This window comes from Roseburia sp. AM59-24XD (assembly GCF_003478445.1).
Lineage (GTDB): Bacteria > Bacillota > Clostridia > Lachnospirales > Lachnospiraceae > Jutongia.
Map to the genome: position 1 here is coordinate 1 of NZ_QUET01000043.1, position 20,002 is coordinate 20,002.

Annotated in this window: 17 protein-coding genes; 3 read left to right on the forward strand and 14 right to left on the reverse strand. The window is 46.8% G+C overall.

All coding sequences use genetic code 11. The features are described 5' to 3' along the window. The first annotated feature begins 284 nt into the window (after positions 1–284). Positions 285–1,271, forward strand: a complete 987-nt coding sequence (locus DXA20_RS14935; RefSeq protein WP_158577253.1) for an acyltransferase family protein — start codon at positions 285–287, stop codon at positions 1,269–1,271. Positions 1,272–1,327: 56 nt separating this feature from the next. Further along, a complete protein-coding gene (locus DXA20_RS14940) occupies positions 1,328–2,050 on the forward strand; it encodes an SGNH/GDSL hydrolase family protein (RefSeq protein ID WP_118561863.1) in 723 nt (240 codons plus the stop codon). A 21-nt stretch (positions 2,051–2,071) separates the two neighbouring features. Here the strand turns inward: DXA20_RS14940 and DXA20_RS14945 are convergent, their stop codons facing one another. After that, a complete protein-coding gene (locus DXA20_RS14945; RefSeq protein WP_158577254.1) occupies positions 2,072–2,992 on the reverse strand; it encodes a magnesium transporter CorA family protein in 921 nt (306 codons plus the stop codon). 184 nt (positions 2,993–3,176) lie between these two features. Here DXA20_RS14945 and pckA point away from each other — a divergent pair, with 184 nt between their 5' ends. Then, on the forward strand, positions 3,177–4,781 hold the full coding sequence (gene pckA / locus DXA20_RS14950) for a phosphoenolpyruvate carboxykinase (ATP) (RefSeq protein WP_118561867.1): 1,605 nt from the start codon (positions 3,177–3,179) through the stop codon (positions 4,779–4,781). A 166-nt stretch (positions 4,782–4,947) separates the two neighbouring features. Here pckA and DXA20_RS14955 read toward each other — a convergent pair whose 3' ends face one another. From DXA20_RS14955 to DXA20_RS15005, 13 genes are all read right to left on the reverse strand, one after another. Beyond that, entirely contained in the window at positions 4,948–7,209 is a 2,262-nt protein-coding gene (locus tag DXA20_RS14955; protein ID WP_330421064.1) for a phosphoketolase family protein, read from the reverse strand. Continuing rightward, positions 7,209–7,334 (reverse strand): hypothetical protein, encoded by a 126-nt coding sequence (locus tag DXA20_RS18160; RefSeq protein ID WP_330421066.1) that lies wholly within the window; start codon positions 7,332–7,334, stop codon positions 7,209–7,211. The genes DXA20_RS14955 and DXA20_RS18160 overlap by 1 nt, the downstream gene beginning before the upstream one ends. 137 nt (positions 7,335–7,471) lie before the next feature. Further along, positions 7,472–8,950: an aldehyde dehydrogenase family protein gene (locus DXA20_RS14960; protein ID WP_118561869.1), complete on the reverse strand. Its 1,479-nt coding sequence runs from the start codon at positions 8,948–8,950 to the stop codon at positions 7,472–7,474. Between the two features lie 231 nt (positions 8,951–9,181). Then, complete coding sequence (locus DXA20_RS14965; RefSeq protein WP_118561871.1) at positions 9,182–10,246, reverse strand: ABC transporter substrate-binding protein; 1,065 nt, start codon at positions 10,244–10,246, stop codon at positions 9,182–9,184. Positions 10,247–10,360: 114 nt separating this feature from the next. Beyond that, positions 10,361–11,161, reverse strand: a complete 801-nt coding sequence (locus DXA20_RS14970; protein ID WP_118561873.1) for an ABC transporter permease — start codon at positions 11,159–11,161, stop codon at positions 10,361–10,363. A 3-nt stretch (positions 11,162–11,164) separates the two neighbouring features. Further along, on the reverse strand, positions 11,165–12,031 hold the full coding sequence (locus DXA20_RS14975; protein ID WP_022306514.1) for an ABC transporter permease: 867 nt from the start codon (positions 12,029–12,031) through the stop codon (positions 11,165–11,167). Positions 12,032–12,064: 33 nt separating this feature from the next. Further along, positions 12,065–12,301, reverse strand: a complete 237-nt coding sequence (locus DXA20_RS18165) for a TOBE domain-containing protein (protein WP_330421067.1) — start codon at positions 12,299–12,301, stop codon at positions 12,065–12,067. Further along, positions 12,253–13,197: an ABC transporter ATP-binding protein gene (locus tag DXA20_RS14980; protein ID WP_330421068.1), complete on the reverse strand. Its 945-nt coding sequence runs from the start codon at positions 13,195–13,197 to the stop codon at positions 12,253–12,255. Before DXA20_RS14980 ends, DXA20_RS18165 begins: the two co-directional genes overlap by 49 nt. Positions 13,198–13,266: 69 nt before the next feature. Continuing rightward, on the reverse strand, positions 13,267–13,614 hold the full coding sequence (locus DXA20_RS14985; RefSeq protein ID WP_022306512.1) for a P-II family nitrogen regulator: 348 nt from the start codon (positions 13,612–13,614) through the stop codon (positions 13,267–13,269). A gap of 159 nt (positions 13,615–13,773) precedes the next feature. Beyond that, positions 13,774–14,523 carry a response regulator transcription factor gene (locus DXA20_RS14990; protein ID WP_118561875.1) on the reverse strand — a complete coding sequence of 250 codons (750 nt, stop codon included), beginning with the start codon at positions 14,521–14,523 and terminating at the stop codon, positions 13,774–13,776. Positions 14,524–14,658: 135 nt separating this feature from the next. Continuing rightward, positions 14,659–16,065: a sodium-dependent transporter gene (locus DXA20_RS14995; RefSeq protein WP_022306510.1), complete on the reverse strand. Its 1,407-nt coding sequence runs from the start codon at positions 16,063–16,065 to the stop codon at positions 14,659–14,661. Positions 16,066–16,180: 115 nt separating this feature from the next. Further along, entirely contained in the window at positions 16,181–18,628 is a 2,448-nt protein-coding gene (locus tag DXA20_RS15000) for a LuxR C-terminal-related transcriptional regulator (protein WP_118561877.1), read from the reverse strand. Between the two features lie 68 nt (positions 18,629–18,696). Beyond that, a complete protein-coding gene (locus tag DXA20_RS15005) occupies positions 18,697–19,872 on the reverse strand; it encodes a glycerate kinase family protein (RefSeq protein ID WP_243100699.1) in 1,176 nt (391 codons plus the stop codon). Positions 19,873–20,002: the final 130 nt, after the last annotated feature.

The window sequence follows — 20,002 nt, forward strand, 5'->3', positions numbered from 1 at the left end:
TGGGGCTCAGTCGTGCGGATGCGTATTTATCAAAGCATTGCAAAGCAAAGATTTTTCGGAAATCCTACTGATCTGCGTCAATTTTTTAGTCATAGTTCACGGATCAAGTAATTTCTCAGGCAAAAACGATATTTTATTTTCCGGACATAAGAAATATTATGGGCGAATTTCCGTCCTTGGTATGGGAAGTCTTAATAAAATATTTTCGAAAAAGCGGTTGACATTTTAAACCAATGGTTGTATATTTAGGTTTACAAAGTAAATCAACGGGAGGTTCATTCACAATGACGACAACAAATCAAGTACAGACAATGCATCTTCCAAAGCGGAAGGGATTAGATATATTAAAGGGGATTGCGATCATCGGTATCTTTTTGTACCATCTGATCCCCTCCATTTTCCCGGGTGGCTTTCTCGGAGTCCCCCTGTTCTTTGTATTGTCCGGTTATCTGATGTTTATGACAAGCACCTCTTATCTGAACACCGAGACCTTTCCTGTCATGGACTATTACAAAAAGCGGATCAGACGTATCATACCGCCTCTTTTCATCATGGTCATGCTGGTCTGTTGCGCGATGACGCTGATGAAAAGCCGGCAGATGATCGGCATCCGGGAACAGATTTTAAGCATCTTTCTCGGCTACAATAACTGGTGGCAGATTGAGCAGGATGCCTCTTATTTTTCACACCTGACAAACGCCTCTCCGTTTACCCATCTCTGGTTTCTCGGGGTTGAGATGCAGTTTTATCTGCTCTGGCCGCTTTTGTTCTTTTTATATAAGAAGCTGTGCAGGCATGCCGGTGCGAAACACGCCTGTTTCCTTTTTGCATTGCTTGCAATCCTTTCGTTTGCCGCAATGCTTATGCTCTATCATCCGGGCAAGGATCCGTCCAGAGTTTACTACGGCACAGACACTATGGGCTTTTCCTTATTTCTCGGAATGTTCCTCGGTGCGCTGCGGTACAGCTTTCCAAAGCTTCGTACGTCGAAACCGGCACAATGCGAGATTCCCATTCTTGCCGGTATGCTTGCCGTTATTTTCCTATTATTCCTGCTGGTATCCGGAAATGCACCGCTTCTCTATCTCGGCGGCATGTTTCTGATCAGCATTTTCTTTGCCTTTGTGATCCTCTTTTTTGAGAATCACAAAGCCCTGTTTCATGATCTGCCGCTTTCTGCACAGACAGCATGGCTTGGCAAATACAGCTACTATATTTACCTGTGGCACTATCCGGTCATCGTGCTGATCCTGACCGGACTGCACAACTGACAATCATCTTATTACAAAACGTACTATCATCTTAATGAAAAAGGAGACATACTATCATGAAAAAACAGACAAAAACATCAATGAAATATTTTCGCTCTTTTGGAATCGCCCTGTTAGTGATCGGCATCAGCATCGGCGCCTACGGAATCTTCCGTGCGCCATCCTCCGATGCATCCCAGTTAGAAAACGAGCTCATGCAGAATGAGCGGGAGCTTGAGAAGGAAGAGGCGACTCCTGCCTACGCTGCCGCAAAGACACCTGCCGCCACCAAAAAGCAGACTGCCGCTCCACGGGTTCCTGATATTCATGAATCCTCCATCACAGTAATCGGCGATTCCGTTTTCCTCGGTGCCGCTCCTTCCTTTAAGAAGCTTTACAAAAATGCCGTCATCGACGCAAAGGTATCCCGCCAGGTCGTACAGGCACTCGGCACCGCCAAAAAGCTTCAGAAAAAGGGACGGCTCGGCGATACCGTGATCATCGCACTCGGCACCAACGGAAACTTTAACTCAGCTACCGGTCAGAAGCTGATCGATTACCTCGGACCGGACCGTACGATCTACTGGATCGATGCTTACGGACGCGACCTCCCGGTTCAAAAGGATGTCAATCAGACTATCCGAAGAGTCGCCGCAGCCAATCAAAACGTCCATGTGATCGCCTGGTCAAAGGAAGGCGGAAAGCATCCGGACTGGTTCTATCAGGACGGCATTCACTTAAACATTACCGGTCAGAAGAAATTTGCCCGCTTCATCAAAAAAAATCTGATCACCGAATAAGATTTCCGTATAAACCGCTTATCAGAAAAACAACTTCTTTTTGCGGCACAGATACAGTGACAGCGCAACAATGCAAAGGCTCAGAAGGACGACTGCCGGATAACCGTATTTCCAGGACAGCTCAGGCATCCTGCGAAAGTTCATACCGTACCAGCCGGCGATCAGCGTAAGCGGCAGACAGATCGTTGTCACGATTGTTAAGGTCTTCATGATCTTATTCTGTCTGATCTCTATCTGTGCCTGATGCACCTCGCGCACCTGAGTGGAATATTCCCGCAGCATGATCGCCTCCTGATGAAGTCTTCCGGTCTTTTCCCGAAGCAGACGCAATGCACGTAGATCTTCCTCTGAAAATGCGCCATAATCATTTTTCATCAGGATATCTGCCATGTCCTGCAACTGCAGATAATAATGTGCATACTTGAGGATCTCCTTTCTGCAACCGATGATCTTTTGTTCAAAACCGGCAATCCTGCCGGAAAGCACCTCATCTTCCAAATGCGTCAGCCTGTCCTCGATCTTTTCAAGATGCAGAAGATCCTTCTGCAGAAGCTGTCCCAGAAACGCCGTCAGTACACTGCCCGTTCCGGCGTTTTCCTGCTCAAAAATCTTTTTGAGGCGGCACAAAAGATTACCCGCAAGCTCGCCTTCCTCCACCAGATAAAGATGCCTGTCATCAAATACAAAGCAAAAGGCGTCCTCCATCCGCCGCCGGTCAGGAGTAAGATACGTTCCATATAAAAAACGCATATATGCTTCCACCTTACACAGATGGATCTTAGAAGTCCCGAAAACCGCACCATAACCGATAGAGTGCAGGAATCGGGACTTTTCGGTTTCTTTCCGGGTAAGCCTTGCCAGATATGTTTCCTCCGGTGCTTTCTGACACTCCTCCCATGTGACCGGAACAAGCCTGTCTGTAATTTTATAATATTCTGCCATTTTCATCACCTCCTTCTCTAAAGTATTCCCCTCCTCTACAAAATTTTATTGATTTTCGCATCTATATATGGTATTCTGAAAAAGAGTGGCTTAGATTAGGTCACTTTCAGGAACAGTTTCATAATTTCTGCATTCGCAGAGGATTATTAATCCGTACAAAATTAAAGAAAAGAGGTTAAGAAACATGGCACAAATTGATTTAAGCAAGTATGGCATTACCGGAACTACTGAGATTGTTTACAACCCTTCTTATGAGGTACTCTTTGAGGAAGAGACAAGATCTGAACTGACAGGTTATGAGAAAGGACAGGTCAGCGAGCTTGGTGCAGTGAACGTTATGACAGGTATCTACACCGGTCGTTCCCCAAAAGACAAATTCATCGTTATGGATGAGAACTCTAAGGACACTGTATGGTGGACTTCTGATGAGTACAAGAATGACAACCATCCTGCTACTCAGGAAGCATGGAAATCCGTAAAAGAGCTGGCAATCAAGGAGCTTTCTAACAAGAAGCTGTATGTTGTTGATGCTTTCTGTGGTGCAAACAAGGATACCCGTATGGCAATCCGTTTCATCGTCGAGGTAGCTTGGCAGGCACATTTCGTTACAAACATGTTCATCAAGCCAACCGCTGAGGAGCTTGAGAACTTTGAGCCGGATTTCGTTGTTTACAATGCTTCTAAGGCTAAAGTTGAGAACTACAAGGAGTTAGGTCTTAACTCTGAGACAGCTGTTATGTTCAATATCACCAGCAAAGAGCAGGTTATCGTTAATACATGGTACGGCGGAGAGATGAAGAAAGGTATGTTCTCTATGATGAACTACTTCCTGCCACTGAAGGGCATGGCTTCTATGCACTGCTCTGCTAACACAGACCTTGACGGAAAGAACACAGCAATCTTCTTCGGTCTTTCCGGTACAGGTAAGACTACTCTTTCCACAGACCCTAAGCGTCTTCTGATCGGTGATGATGAGCACGGCTGGGATGATAACGGTGTATTCAACTTCGAGGGTGGATGCTACGCTAAGGTTATTGACCTTGATATCGAGTCTGAGCCTGATATCTACAATGCGATCAAGCGCAACGCTCTCCTTGAGAACGTAACTGTTGCAGAGGATGGAAAGATTGACTTCGCTGATAAGAGCGTAACAGAGAATACTCGTGTTTCTTATCCGATTGATCATATTAAGAATATCGTACGTCCTATCTCTTCTGCACCGGCAGCAAAGAACGTTATCTTCCTTTCTGCAGATGCATTCGGCGTACTTCCTCCGGTATCTATCCTGACTCCGGAGCAGACACAGTACTACTTCCTGTCTGGATTTACAGCAAAGCTTGCCGGTACAGAGCGTGGAATCACAGAGCCAACTCCTACCTTCTCAGCTTGCTTCGGTCAGGCATTCCTGGAGCTGCATCCTACAAAGTATGCAGAGGAGCTTGTTAAGAAAATGGAAGCAAACGGTGCTAAGGCATACCTGGTTAACACAGGATGGAACGGAACCGGTAAGCGTATCTCAATCAAGGATACTCGTGGAATCATCGATGCAATCCTTAACGGCGATATCGTAAACGCTCCTACAAAGAAGATCCCTTACTTCAACTTCGAAGTTCCTACAGAACTCAACGGTGTTGATACAGGAATCCTTGATCCTCGTGATACTTACGCTGATGCTTCTGAGTGGGAAGCTAAGGCTAAAGATCTTTCCGAGAGATTCATCAAGAACTTCGCCAAGTATGAGGGTAATGAGGCTGGTAAGGCACTTGTTACTGCAGGTCCTCAGCTGTAATTATTCCGCAGACATGCGATTGTTTTACAGGTAATATCAAAGAGGGTGTCCCAGATCCGGGATACCCTCTTTTAATGTCTTATCTTTTTTCATTGTCCAAACTCAAAGAACCGGTTCCGCACATATGCAAAACCGGTTCTTATCATTTACCGAACTCTATATTCGATTATTTATTATCTTGTGTATGCCACTCCCAGTCGCGAACCTCTTCCAGATCCTGACCATACTCAGCGATGTACTGCTTGTGTTCTACAAGCTTATCGTTCATCTTCTGGATCAGATAAGATCCACGGTTATCAAGCTGTGGCAGATGCATGATCGCATCCTTTACAAGGTTGAAACGGTCGATCTCGTTCTGAACTCTCATATCGAATGGAGTTGTGATCGTACCTTCCTCCTGATAACCATGAACAGATACGTTCTGGTTGTCACGACGATAGGTCAGCTCATGGATCAGTGTTGGGTAACCATGGAATGCAAAGATTACCGGCTTATCCTTTGTGAAGATTGCATTGTACTCACTGTCGCTCAGTCCGTGTGGATGCTTATGATTAGACTCCAGCTTGAACAGATCGACTACGTTGACAACGCGGATCTTAAGCTCTGGAAGCTCATCTCGAAGGATCGTAACTGCTGCCATTGTCTCCAGTGTCGGTGTATCGCCACAGCATGCCATAACGATATCCGGCTCCTGTCCTTCATCGTTACTAGCCCACTCCCAGATACCTACACCCTGGGTACAATGCTTCACAGCCTGCTCCATGTTCAACCACTGGTAGCTTGGATGCTTGGATGCTACGATCGCATTGACATAGTTCTTGCTCTTTACACAGTGATCGAAGCAGGATAACAGACAGTTGGTGTCCGGTGGCAGATACATGCGGACAACGTCTGCTTTCTTGTTAGCGATATGATCCAGGAATCCAGGATCCTGATGTGTAAATCCGTTATGATCCTGCTGCCATACGTTAGAAGTCAGGATAAAGTTCAGGGAAGCGATTGGACGTCTCCATGTCAGCTGATTGCAAACCTTCAGCCATTTTGCATGCTGAGCAGCCATGGAATCTACAACACGGATAAATGCCTCGTAGCTTGCGAAGAAGCCATGGCGTCCTGTCAGAAGATAACCTTCCAGCCATCCCTCACACATATGCTCACTGAGCATACCGTCCATGATACGTCCGTTTCTTGCAAGGCAGTCATCGGAATCAAGCAGATCTGCGTTCCAGTCTCTGTTCTCTGCCTCGAATACCTTATACAGACGGTTGGACATACTCTCATCCGGTCCGAAGATACGGAAATTCTTGCTCTCTTTATTCAGTACGAAGATATCACGGATATATCCACCAAGCTCGATCATATCCTGAGCCTTTGTCTTACCTGGATCTACCTCGATACCGTACTCACGGAAATCAGGGAGTCTTAAATCTTTCATCAGAAGACCACCGTTTGCATGTGGGTTTGCACCCATTCTTGCATCTCCCTTAGGAGCGAGCTCTGCAAGCTCTGGGATCAGTGTGCCTTTCTCATCGAACAGCTCCTCCGGATGATAGCTCTCAAGCCACTGCTTGAGAAGCGCAAGATGCTCTTCCGGCTTCTCCATGGTGATCGGCACCTGATGTGCACGGAAAGATCCCTCGATCTGCTGTCCGTCTACAACCTTTGGACCAGTCCATCCCTTTGGTGTGCGAAGAACGATCATTGGCCACTTTGGACGCTCCGGATCGTTGTTCTTGCGGGCATTCTCCTGGATTGCTTTGATCTTCTCAACAGCCTTATCCATAGCCTCAGCCATGAGCTTATGCATTGTCATTGGGTCATCACCCTCAACAAAGATCGGCTCCCAGCCGCAGCCTACGAAATAGCTCTCGATCTCCTCATGAGAGATACGCGAGAAGATAGTAGGGTTGCTGATCTTGTATCCGTTCAGGTTCAGAACCGGAAGAACGGCTCCGTCTGTGATCGGGTTCAGGAACTTATTGGACTGCCATGATGTAGCCAGAGGACCTGTCTCTGCTTCACCATCACCAACGATTACTGTTGCGATCAGATCCGGATTGTCAAATACAGCACCGAATGCATGAGCGATGGAATAACCAAGCTCACCACCCTCGTTAATGGAACCCGGTGTCTCAGGCGCACAATGACTTGGTACACCACAAGGGAATGAGAACTGCTTGAACATCTTCTTCATACCCTCTTCGTCCTGGCTGATGTTAGGATAGATCTCACTGTAAGATCCCTCCAGATAGGTATTGGCGATCATAAAGTTTCCGCCATGTCCCGGACCGGACAAAAGAATCATATCCAGATCGTAACGCTTAATCACACGGTTACAATGTACGTATACAAAGTTCTGACCAGGTACGGTTCCCCAGTGACCTACGATTTTCTTTTTAATATGATCCATGGTTAATGGCTCTTTCATCAGCGGATTATCCAGAAGATAAAGCTGACCGGCTGACAGATAGTTGCTGCACGCCAATATGCGTCAATCTTGTCAAGCATCTCCTGAGATAACGGCTGTTTCTCAAGACAAGTATTTTCTGACATTTGTTACCTCCCTAAATCATTTGTTCTTTTACCGTCCGCTAGTTTACCACATTTTATCCTTAATTACAAGGCAAAAAGGCGGCTCAAAACGTAGAACTTTCACGCTTTGAGCCATTTTTTTATGGTATATTTGACGATTAGTGCTCATACCATCCGACAATCCCCGGTGTCAGATTGATGTTGATCTGCTTCACCTCCTGATACTCCTCCATGCCATGAACGCCAAGTTCTCTGCCGATACCGCTCATCTTATAGCCTCCCCATGGAGCCTCATTGAAGGTTGGATTATAACAGTTGATCCATGTGATTCCGGCGCGGATCTCACTGATCACACGATGTGCTCTAGTGATATCAGAGGTAAATACAGCGCCCGCCAGTCCGTAGATCGTATCGTTTGCCATGTCAACGGCTTCCTTTTCGGTCTTAAAGGTCTGGATCGTTACAACCGGTCCGAAGATCTCCTCGCGGACGATCTTCATGTCCGGCGTACAGTTATCAAAAATGGTTGGACGGATGAAATAGCCCTTGGCGCATTCTCCCTCCATATAACGCTCACCGCCGGTTACGAGAGTGGCCCCCTCTTCCACGCCGCTCTTGATATAGGAGAGAATCTTTTCCATGTCCTTCTCAGTGATGACCGGTCCAATATCCGGATTGTTGACCGGATTGCCGATTGTCATCGCCTCGGCTTTCTTCTTGAGACGCTTTACAAATTCATCGTGAATGCTCTCCTCAATGATAATGCGGGAGCCTGCGGAGCAGACCTCACCCTGATTAAAGAAAATACCAATCATTGCCCATTCCACGGCACCGTCCATATCCGCATCCGCAAAGATCACATTCGGTGATTTGCCACCTAACTCCAGACCGATCTTCTTGACATTTGTCGCTGCCGCACGCATCAGGCTCTGACCGACTCTTGTGCTTCCGGTGAAAGTGATCATATCGACGTCCTTATTCTCTCCCATCTCGGAGCCAACCTCTGCATCACCCTGTACCAGATTGACACAGCCATTTGGAAGACCTGCCTCTTCAAAGATTTCAAACAGACGGATCGTGGAAAGCGGAGCCTTTGGACTCGGCTTAAAAACAATACTGTTGCCGGCTGCAAGTGCCGGTGCGAGCTTCCATACCGACATCAGGAACGGATAGTTCCACGGAGTGATCTGCGCACAGACACCGACCGGCTCTCTTGTCTCATAGGAATGCATTTTACCAAAGCCGTCATTTACCTCATAAACACCGCCATGAGGTGTCTTGCACAGTCCTGCATAATAGCGGAAGCAATGAATACCATCGCTGATATCCCCCTCTGCCTCGCGGAGCGGTTTACCGTTGTCTAATGTATCCATCATCGCCAGCTCATCGGCGTATTTCTCGATCAGATCTGCGATTTTTAAAATAATATCGCCTCTTGTCTGGGAATCCATGTCTCTCCACTCTCTTGTCTCATAGAAAGAACGTTTTGCGGCTGCGATCGCAAGTCTTGTATCCTCCACACTGCTCTCGTAGACCTTGTCGATGACTTCACCTGTTGCCGGGTTAATGACATCAAAAGTTTTTGCCATACTGCCGATAACCCATTCCCCATCAATATACATTTTTTTTGCTTCCATAATGTGTACCTCCGTTTATAAGTTAATGTTCAATATGTTTATTACTATTTGCGGTGTAACTACACAACAGCCCACAGACCGCCGCAAAACCTGCGGCTAGAGTCTGCAAAACCTGCATCCTCTGTCTGAGGGTGTGTGTAGCCACAGCCTTTCCGGCTTGATTTCGCAGGAAAAAGATATCTGCAAACAAGTTCGCATATCTTTTTCTACAAAATCACCCGCAAATAGTAACTAGTTTTTCAGTTTGTTCCACATATCGTTATAGACCTTTAATGTGTCGGTATCGAGATTTGATACAAACTCACCTTTCTCAAATACATCGGATGGAATGTTCTTTGCCTCATTCTTGCTGTAATCCTCGTTTGCCTCAACTGCCTTCTGGTTGACATTTAAGTAAGGGAATTCCTCAATAACCTTTCCGGCAACCTTGTCATCACACATATAATTAATAAACTTCATTGCATTATCATAATTCTTTGCACCCTTGCAGATTGCCCAGTTATCAATAAACTTATAAGCACCCTCCTCCGGAAATACGATCTTGATCGCCGGATTTTCATCCATGGCAAGTGCGATCTCTGCTGCCCAGCAGTAACTTACATTACAATCGCCACTGATCAGGGAAGACTTCGGACTGTCGCTGTCATAAACGGCAATATTATCCTTGATCGTCTGAAGCTTATCTGCCACCTTGGATAGCTTTGATGTATCTGTTTCATTCATGCTCAGTCCCATGCTTCGCTCTGTCATACCGATCACGGCTCTGTAATCATCCAGTGCTACGATCTGTCCCTTCAAAGACGAATCAAACAGATCCTTGTAGCCCTTGATATCTGTCTTCACCTTATCCGTGTTGACACCGATCGCAGCCACGCCACCCTGATACGGTACAGAATATACATTGCCCGGATCATAGCTTGGATCCAGATACTGGTCACCGATATTGGACAGATTTGTCAGAGCCTTCTGATCCAGCTTCTCAAGCATTTCCTGCTTGATCATGGACTCTACCATGTAATCACTCGGCTGCACAATATCATAGGTTCCCTCATCCTCGGACTTTACCTTTGCCAGCATATCCTCATTAGAGGAGAAGGTGGACACATTTACCTTAATACCATATTCCTTTTCAAAATCACTGATCACGGAATCCGGAACATATTCGGTCCAGATAAACAGATTTAATTCTCCGTTCTCCGCCTTTTTACTGCTGCTTCCGCATCCTGTCAAACTGACCGATGTTCCAAGCAGTGCCAAAGATAACATAACGCTCATTACTCTTTTCCCATATCTCATAATAATCCTCCCTTTCTGTCCGGATTCATAGATCCGGAACCGATGTACCGGCAATTTATCTGTCCCATTTTTCGTACAGATATAATTGAGTCATTGACGAGTTTCTTACAAAAATTACTGCATTTTTTTCTTGAACAGATTCCCCTGTGTCAATACCACGAAAAGTATCGTGCCAACCAGGATCAGGGTTGAAAGTGCATTTACATCCGGTGCCACTCCGCTCTTGATACTTGCCATGACCTGCAATGGATATGTCATGGTATTACCGTTTACGAAGTAGCTTATGATAACGTCATCAATGGATAACGTAAATGCCAGAAGAGCTCCTGCCGTGATGCCGGGCTTTAATACCGGAAGCGTCACCGCAAAAAATGTCCGGATCCGGTCAGCGCCAAGATCCATACTCGCCTCCTCAATGGAGATATCATATCCGGAAAGCCTTGCCCGGACATTAAAGATCACATACGGCACACAGAAGGTCACATGCGCAATGATCAGTGTCAGCATTCCACGCGGAACGGATACTTTTGCAAATACCGTCAAAAGGGAAATACCCATGACGATCTCCGGAATAACGACCGGAATATAAAGAAGTCCGTCGATCACGCTTTTGCCCTTGAATTTATATTTGTACATTCCGATCGCCCCCAGCGTACCGATCGCAGTCGCCAACAGTGTGGTGATCAGAGCAATGATCATTGTGTTTCCAAAGGAAGCCAGCAGTGATTCATTTTCAAATAATTTAAAATACCAGTCGATCGTAAAGCCCTTCCAGGTCAGATACGGCTTACTCGTCGTCGCATTGAAGGAATTGACCACGACAACGGCGATCGGCATAAACAGCACCAGATAAACGATACTGCAGAGAATCTTGCCAAAGATACTTTTGGTTTTCAGTCTCGCTTTTCTTCCCATAAATTACACCCCCAGACTGTCCATGTCACCGCCGGTCTTCTGATAAAGCTTGACAAGCACCAGCGTGATCACGATCAGGATAATGGATAACGCTGCACCAAGCGGCCAGTTGTTACCACTCTTAAACTGTCTCTCGATCAGGTTACCGATCACATCCGAATTGCCGCCGCCCAGGATATTAGATACGAAGAAATACCCGAGACACGGTATAAAAACCATGATGCAGCCGGAGAAGATTCCGCTCGCCGTCAGAGGAAGAATAACCTTCAAAAAGGTTTTATAGCCCTTGGCGCCAAGATCACAGGAAGCTTCCAGAAGCGTACTGTCAAGCTTTCCAATCGCCGTATATAACGGCAGTACCATAAACGGGAACAGGCAGTACACCATACCGAAAACCGTGGTTCCCTGCTTAAACAGAAGATCAAGCGGCTGTGATATGATATGAAGTTTCATCAGAATACTGTTGAGCCAGCCTGTCGTTCCAAGAAATGATTTCCATCCATAAATACGGATCAGCGAATTGGTCCAGAACGGAATGATCACAAGCATATACAAAAGACTTTTAAAGCGGCTTTTGGTCCGTGCGATAATATATGTAAACGGATACGCCACCACAATACATATCAATGTTGTCAGCAGTGCAATCACTAAGGACTGCACATAAATCTTTATATAGGAAGCATCTATAAGATGTCTGTAATTATCCACAGTAAAATGAAAGGTTACATTATAATACTGATCAATACTGCAAAAGCTCATGACCAGAATATAGATCAGAGGAACCGCCACCAGCAGTATCAGCCACAACGTCACGGGGCCAACCATGACCGCCGCAGGAAGTGTCTTTTCCCGAAATCTCTTTTTCGTCATAGAATCATCCTTTCCTTCAGGCAGTGTCGCGCATCATGCCAGTTTAATATTCTCCATGCTCTGATAGAACCGGTTATCCAGACTGTGGATCAGCACCGCATCCTCCGGCTCCCAGCAGATAAATACTTTCTCACCGATCGGCGGAAGCTCCTCTCCGGCAAGCTTCTCCATCTTGATCTCATTTCCGTTTGGCAAAACGGCAATGCATTTAAGCACGGAGCCTACATAGATGTAATCTCTGACAACCGCCGGAACCGTAAAGCCCTCCACCGGTTTCGGAGAAAATGCATTTTCTCGGGGCGAACCGATACGGTTACAAATTCATTTACGGCAAAGCCGGTGTTCTTGCCATCGCCCTCTTCGACAGAACCGGAGGATGTCACCTCACCGTTTTCAATGCCGATGACCGCCTTTCCACCCTCAATGGAACGGATCGTTCCGTCAAATACATTTGTCTCACCAATAAAGGTTGCCACAAACTTCGTTGCCGGACGTTCATAAATCTCCGTCGGTGATCCGATCTGATCCATCACACCATCATGCATGATCGCGATCCGGTCACTCATCGTGAGCGCCTCCTCCTGATCATGTGTTACATAGATAAAAGTGATATTCAGCTTCTTCTGCAGACGTTTTAATTCCAGCTGCATCTGCTTACGCAGCTTTAGATCCAATGCTCCGAGAGGCTCATCCAGCAACAGCACCTTGGGTCGGTTGATCAGTGCCCGTGCGATTGCCACTCGCTGCTTCTGACCACCGGAAAGCTGACTTGGATATCTTTTTTCAAAACCGGAAAGCTGTACCATCTCTAACATTTTAAGCACTCTTTCCTTAATCTCCTTCTTCGGAACCTTCTTCATCTTAAGACCATATGCGACATTATCATAAATCGTCATATGAGGAAATAATGCGTAGCTCTGAAATACTGTGTTGACATTTCTTTCATATGGCTCCTTATCCTCGATCGGCTCTCCCTCAACGGTGATCGAACCGGTTGTCGGTTCCTCAAAGCCTGCAATCATCCGAAGCGTTGTCGTCTTACCACATCCGGAGGATCCAAGCAGTGTCAGAAACTCTCCTTCCTCTACCAGCAGATTCAAATCCTTTACAACATGATTTGTTCCATATATTTTGTTTACGCCTTTAATATCTACGATTGTGTTCATCAAATCACATCACCTCTTTATCATGCTCCTTTGCCATCAAACCATCTCCGGCTTCTGTCATCACCGGATCTATAAAACCTTGTCTCCACGCTCTCCGGTACGGATACGGATCGCTTCCTCAATATTTCTGACAAAGATCTTTCCATCACCGACATGACCGGTTGCCACCTTATCCCTGACCTCCGCTACGATATTTTCCACCTTCGAGTCATCAACAACAACTTCCACTCTCACCTTTGGAAGCAGGTTGATATTCGTCTTAAAGCCCTTGATCTCATTGACGCCCTCAACAGCACCCTTCTGTGCACCACAACCCATAACGGTTGAGATTGTCATACCACCACATTTCATCTGATCTAAAATACTCTTTAATACCTCCAGCTTCTCAGGTCTGATAATCAATACGATTTCTTTCATGGTAAAGCCCTCCTTTGATCTGTTTATTTGCTTCATAACTATCAAAAAGAGGCCATTCGAAATTCGAATAGCCCCTTTGCTTGCGAATAATATACTACAATAAAATAAATTCTTCAATACTGCATCTGTACCATTTTTATACTGCTTTCGGGTTATTGTCTACTCCTTTTCCTTTACGAGTTTAAACATCTGTACACGATTCCGAATACCTAATTTGCGGTATATATTCAGTATGTGCTTCTTCAGGGTATTGACGGTGATCGACAGCTGATCACAGATCTCCGGATTTTCCATTCCCTGCAGCAAAAGTCCAAGAATCGTCTGCTCCCTTTTGGTCAGATTGTATTTTTGCACGGCCTCTGTCATCGTCAGCTTCTCTCGTTCCGTCATCTGATGCGTCCTTTCCTGATACAGACGATATGCCATATGATCCTTGAGCATATCCATCAGAAAAACATCCTCATAAGTGAAATCCTCCTTGCCGATCGTACGGTACAGCGTCACGACGCCGAGAAAGGATTTGTTTCTGCCAAAGATCATCTGCAGCGCATAATGCCAGTTATTCGGCCGGTAAACGCGTCTGTAATACTCTGTATTGACCCGTTTCTCATCGGAAATAATGTCGGTCTCGCGATAGACCATGCTGCGCCCACTGAACATAATACCCCGGCTGTAATCAATACTTTCATAAATATCCGACAGATCCTCATCGCAGTTAAAGAAAACCGGCTTTTCCAGCTGCTCCTTCTGTCTCGCCGAAGCCAGATAAAAGTCCGCACTGTCAAAATCGATCACCGTCTTGATCTGTTCCAGAAACTGCTTGCGCATCCCGTCAAAATCATTTGTCGTATATATCTTATAAATGATACTGTTTAGTACAAGCCAGTCATTTGTTTCAAAATTCTTCATAGGCATACACCTCCTCAAACAAAAAAAGTACGCAAAGAGATATACACGTCTTTGCGTACTTTCTGAAATCTGTTTAATTCATGTTAGAAGTATACCACAATAGAATTACTTGTCAAGGGTATCTTTTCCTCCATTTTAGTGAAAAGCTGTCAGGAGCTTTTCAAGCAGTCCCGTAGACTGTAAGAACAGAATTACCATGATGACCGGTGTTACAAACTTGATCATAACGATATACAAATGCTTTCTGGAGAACCTGCCATTCGGATGCTCCATCTCCTCGATGATCCATTTCGGCTTTACCAGCCAGCCCACTAAGATCGTCGAAAAGATTGAGATAAACGGCATCAGGAAACTGTTGCTGATATAATCCATAATGTCAAGAAGCTGTCCTGTCGTACCGTTCGGAAGCGGCACTTCCAGATAAAAGATACTGTAGCCAAGCGCGATCACAGCGGTTGCTGCCAGATAGATCACTGCAAGAACCAGTGTTGTTTTCTTTCTCTCTGTATGGAAGATCTCCATGCAGTTTGCCGTGATGGACTCCAGTACGGAGATACAGGAGGTCAGTGCCGCAAATACTGCAAGCAGGAAAAAGACAAGTCCGATCACACATCCGGCTTTTCCCATGGCATAAAAGGTCTTTGGCAGTGCCACAAACATCAGACTCGGTCCGGCTGACATGCCCTCCATACCGGAGAATACATAGATTGCCGGAATGATCATAATACCGGCAAGAAATGCTACTGCGGTATCCACAACCTCGATCTGGGCAACGGATTTGTTCAGATCAACCTCCTTCTTCACGTAAGAGCCATATGTGATCATAATTCCCATCGATACACTCAACGAGAAGAACAGCTGGCTCATGGCATCGAGTGTGATCTGTAAAAACTTCGAAACCGTCAACCCCGAGACATCCGGGATCAAATAAACCTTGAGACCGTCAAGTCCTGTACGCACAACGCCATCGGCACCCTTTGACTTCAGGGTAAGTGAAAATACGGCAATACCGACTACCATGATCAACAGCACCGGCATAATGAACTTGCTGCAGCGCTCAATACCGCCCTCAACACCATTGTACACGATCAGTGCAGTTACAAACATGAATATCAGTCCGAACCACACGGAAGAAGTATTGGTAATAAATCCCGTAAAGTATGTATCCTTCGCCGCATCCCCGGAAGCACCGGTCAAAAATACAATAAAATACTTTAAGATCCATCCACCGATCACAGCATAATAGGTCATGATAAGCACCGGCACAAGAAATGTCAGAAATCCAAGCTTCTTCCAGCCCGGACGCATCGTCTCATACGCCTTGATCGCACTCTGTCCCGTCTTACGCCCGATCGCAATGTCAGTTGTAAGCAGAGTAAATCCAAAGGTCAGCACCAGAACCAGATAAATGATCAGAAACAATCCGCCGCCGTCTCTCGCCACAAGATACGGAAAACGCCATAAATTTCCCACTCCAACTGCACTTCCTGCCGCCGCCAGAACAAATCCGATCTGGCCACTGAAATTACTTTTCTTTTTCAATTTTTTAACTCCTTTGATCTGTTTTCTTTGTAAAAGTGAATAAATTCCTATGTTCACTTTTGCCTTCGCGCATATTCTAACATAATTATGTCAAATATTCAACGGATCCCCTGCCTCAGATAAGCCCTCTCTTTTTGCCCTCCATCACAGCACCCGCCTTATTCTTCACACCCAGCTTTTTATAGTTCTGTGCCATGTGATATTTGACGTTTGCCTCAGTCATATGAAGCCGCTTCGCAATGTCGGCACGGGACATCCCCTCTGCCTGCAGCTTCAGAATACTCACCGCCGTATCACTCAACCGCACGTCCTTCTGTCCAGCCTTTAAATAGCCCGGATAATAACGCGCCATCTGATCTGTCTCACTGCAGACCTCCTTCAAAAATGCCTGTCTTGATGCCGGTTCATCCTCCGAAGCATCTGCAGGCCATTTTATCCGCGCCAGAAGCGGCTGCAGCGCAACACCCTCTCTGGACAAAAGCCGCACAAAATGATACTCGCATGCCTTTGTCAGCACCTTATCCAGAAATGTTTCCCATTCGTCCTGCCCCATCCGGTAAAGTGTAACCGCCATCAACAGATCACATTCCATCAGTATGTAAGTCCGTTTCATCATGGACGCATAATATTGAAGCTTTACGAGCAGATTATACGCCTGCTCATATCTCCCCATCTGCAGATACACACGCACCTTCGTCAGAAACTGAAAACGGTCATAGGTACGAAACTCGATCTCCTCATCCGGTGCAGTTTCCATCCACTTTGCGATCATCGCCCGTTCACCGGCATAAAGCGCACATCGTATCTGAAAGGTCCGGATATTCGGCAGAAGCTGCTGTGCATTTTCCTTCTGCGCACGCTCCCAAAAACGCTGCATCAGCTCCAGAGCCTCGTTATATCTGCCGTTTTGGATGTGCAGCCATGCCAGAATCCCGTCCGCCACAAAACACTGCTCCAGTTTACCTCCTGCCTCCGCCTGCATTCTTCCACGGTTGGCAAGAAAGGATACCTCATAATTGTCTTCTCCCTTTTCTAAAAAGCTCTCCGCCAGAGCCAGATCCACCATTCCCTTGCCGTATCTGCCAAGGATAAACTCGACAACCTTACCGATCGAACGTGCCAGCTCCCGGTCACGCTTGCTCCACTCGCAGAAATCCTTTCCCCCGTTCATCTGGGATGGCTGGTTGCCGGTCACGGAAAATTCATACAATGTCAGCTTCCGTTCAAAAAGCAATCGATAGGACTGTTTGAAAATATTGATCATGTCCTCGCTGCCCCTCTGCAACAATGAAATATCCAGAAACAAAAGCCGACTTTTGGCAAGCTTTCTCTCGCTTCCCCGATGCTCCTTTGCATACTGCACAAGCTGCTGATACCATCTCTCGCTCTCCTCCGGATTGAGCAGTAAAGACTGCAGCATACTCATACCTGTCATCAGCTCCGGATTCTGACATATGATATCCTCCGACAACGCAAAATAATATTGCTTGAGGGCATAATAATCGGCACTGGTCGGCGCCCTTCTGACATTGTCCACCAAAACAGACACCATACGCTCCGTTGCACCTGCCTCCTGGTACATTTCCAGCGCCTTAGTACTCTCCCCGTCAAGTTGATAACAAAGACCCGCATTTTCATATAGTGCCGCAAGCTTTTCCTTGCTGTACTTTCGTCTTATCCGCCGGCGCATGGATACTCCCATCGGATCATAAAGCTCATACCTGACCGAGCCGTCCGGACAGATCTTCTCCCGCAGAAAATTGCCCATCCATCTGGCACGTTCAATGAGCCATTCGATGTTCCGCTCTCCTGTGATCATCTCTGCCATGCGCACCGTAAAGGAATCCACAATGGACACCTCCATCAAAAACTCCTGCATCTGCGGTTCCCACTGGTCATACACATGAAATTCCAGATAGTCCCACACATGATCCTGTGACCACTTAAATATCTTCTCATAATGCTCGACACCCAGTATACAGTCTCTCCATTTATCATTTTCCCGGATTCTCTGATACAACATATACCACGCAAGCGGATACCCGCGGAATAAACCTACAAGCCTTCGCTCCATCTCCTCCGTCAGAATAATATCCGCCGCCTTTGTAAATCGTTTTACATCCTTCGGTGAAAAGAACAAAAGCTCCTCATCGATCACATAAAAGCCTTCCCTAAACCTGGCATCACTCATCCACGGAAGCACCGGACATCGTCCGCTTAAGATCAGCCAGATATCTTCTCTGCGAATCAGCGCAAGAACTGCCTCCCGCAGCTTTTCATCATTCTCCCATGCCAGACGGTGCAGATTATCGATCACCACAATGCGCCTTGTCTTTACGCTCGGAAGCTTTAACTCCTCTGCGCGCAGCGTTTCCGCATCAAACAGATCATATGTCTCCTTCTGCCGGATCATATAATGCTTCACCAGACTCGTTTTGCCGGAGCCTGTCACGCCGTAAATATAAGTGGTCATATTTTCCTCATCTGCCGCCTTCATAAGCTTCCACGCCTTGATCGGTTTGATATAGCAGTCACGTTCCCGTGCTTTTTTCGCCTTTTCCATTCCTTCTCCTCTCTTGTTTGTTATGACAACCTTCGTTGCTCTCTGTCATGCAGCCGTTCAACCCATTTTCAAGACTGTCTTCGCCGGCTTTCCCTCCGGCTTATTTCCAGAGCGCACACCACACACTCTTCCAGTGCCTTTGCTGCTCTGACAGTGGCAAGCTCCTCCGGTTTGACCTTCTCCTTCCGCACTGCAAAGCATGCATCAAACAGATCACTTTCCTGACAATGCTCAATCCCCTCTCCAAAGCAGCCGGCAAAGGCGATCACCTTTTTATGATACTTCTTTGCCAGAGCGGCGACTCCCGCCGGAGTCTTTCCCATCAGCGTCTGTTCATCCATTCGCCCCTCTCCGGTGATCACAAGATCCGCCGAAGCAATCTCCGCCTCAATGCCGCTCTCGCGAAGCACAATGTCAATGCCCTTTGCCAGATGTCCGTTAAGAAACATCAGAAATGCATAACCAAGTCCTCCTGCCGCACCGGCTCCGGGCGTCATCCGCCCGGTCTTATCTGTGCTTTCACATGTATCCTCTGCGATATCTGCAAAATGCTCCATTCCCTTTTCCAAAATCTGTACCATTTCGGGGTCTGCCCCCTTCTGCGGTGCAAATATCATACTGCAGCCGTTCTCTCCGGTCAACGGATTTGTTACATCACAGACAATCTGAAACTCACACTCCTTCAGCACCGGAAGCAGTCCGCTCCGATCAATCCGAGCCGCCTGCAGCAGCCCTTCCCCGCCGCGACAGACCTCTTCTCCTCTGTCATTTTGAAAACGTACCCCCAATGCCTGCAGCATACCGATTCCTGCATCATTGGTCGCACTTCCTCCAATTCCGATAATAAAACGTCGACAGCCTCTCTCCACAGCATTCCGGATCATCTCCCCCACGCCGTAGGTTGTCGTTTTCATGGGATTTCTCTGATCGTCAGACACCAGCATCAGTCCTGCCGCCTGTGCCATTTCAAGCACGGCTGTCCGTTGCTCTCCCTTTCCGTATACAATATACTCCGCCTGTGTCAAAGTCCCAGCAGGACCGGTCACAGTACATGTCACACTCTCTATCTGCTGCTTTGCAAAGGTCAGTGCCTCTACCGTTCCCTCACCACCATCTGCCATGGGATATACCTTTATCTCACTGTCCGGATAAATCTGCTCTGCCGCCCGCTTAACCGCCTCTCCGGCTTCCTGAGAGCGCATACTGCCCTTAAACGAGTCCATCGCTATAATGATCTTGTTCATGTCTGGTCATATCCTTCCTTGAATCGAGTAGGAGGCGGTGACTAACCGCCGTCCTCTCACACCACCGTGCGTACCGTTCGGTACACGGCGGTTTCAATAGTTGACGTGCACAGACTGATAGGCTGTGGCT

Excerpts from the sequence above, each read along its gene's own strand:
- DXA20_RS14935 (WP_158577253.1), top strand. The coding sequence starts at position 285 with ATGACGACAACAAATCAAGTACAGACAATGCATCTTCCAAAGCGGAAG.
- DXA20_RS14940 (WP_118561863.1), top strand. The coding sequence starts at position 1,328 with ATGAAAAAACAGACAAAAACATCAATGAAATATTTTCGCTCTTTTGGA.
- DXA20_RS14945 (WP_158577254.1), bottom strand. The coding sequence starts at position 2,992 with ATGGCAGAATATTATAAAATTACAGACAGGCTTGTTCCGGTCACATGG.
- pckA (WP_118561867.1), top strand. The coding sequence starts at position 3,177 with ATGGCACAAATTGATTTAAGCAAGTATGGCATTACCGGAACTACTGAG.
- DXA20_RS14955 (WP_330421064.1), bottom strand. The coding sequence starts at position 7,209 with ATGAAAGAGCCATTAACCATGGATCATATTAAAAAGAAAATCGTAGGT.
- DXA20_RS18160 (WP_330421066.1), bottom strand. The coding sequence starts at position 7,334 with ATGTCAGAAAATACTTGTCTTGAGAAACAGCCGTTATCTCAGGAGATG.
- DXA20_RS14960 (WP_118561869.1), bottom strand. The coding sequence starts at position 8,950 with ATGGAAGCAAAAAAAATGTATATTGATGGGGAATGGGTTATCGGCAGT.
- DXA20_RS14965 (WP_118561871.1), bottom strand. The coding sequence starts at position 10,246 with ATGAGATATGGGAAAAGAGTAATGAGCGTTATGTTATCTTTGGCACTG.
- DXA20_RS14970 (WP_118561873.1), bottom strand. The coding sequence starts at position 11,161 with ATGGGAAGAAAAGCGAGACTGAAAACCAAAAGTATCTTTGGCAAGATT.
- DXA20_RS14975 (WP_022306514.1), bottom strand. The coding sequence starts at position 12,031 with ATGACGAAAAAGAGATTTCGGGAAAAGACACTTCCTGCGGCGGTCATG.
- DXA20_RS14980 (WP_330421068.1), bottom strand. The coding sequence starts at position 13,197 with ATGAACACAATCGTAGATATTAAAGGCGTAAACAAAATATATGGAACA.
- DXA20_RS14985 (WP_022306512.1), bottom strand. The coding sequence starts at position 13,614 with ATGAAAGAAATCGTATTGATTATCAGACCTGAGAAGCTGGAGGTATTA.
- DXA20_RS14990 (WP_118561875.1), bottom strand. The coding sequence starts at position 14,523 with ATGAAGAATTTTGAAACAAATGACTGGCTTGTACTAAACAGTATCATT.
- DXA20_RS15000 (WP_118561877.1), bottom strand. The coding sequence starts at position 18,628 with ATGGAAAAGGCGAAAAAAGCACGGGAACGTGACTGCTATATCAAACCG.
- DXA20_RS15005 (WP_243100699.1), bottom strand. The coding sequence starts at position 19,872 with ATGAACAAGATCATTATAGCGATGGACTCGTTTAAGGGCAGTATGCGC.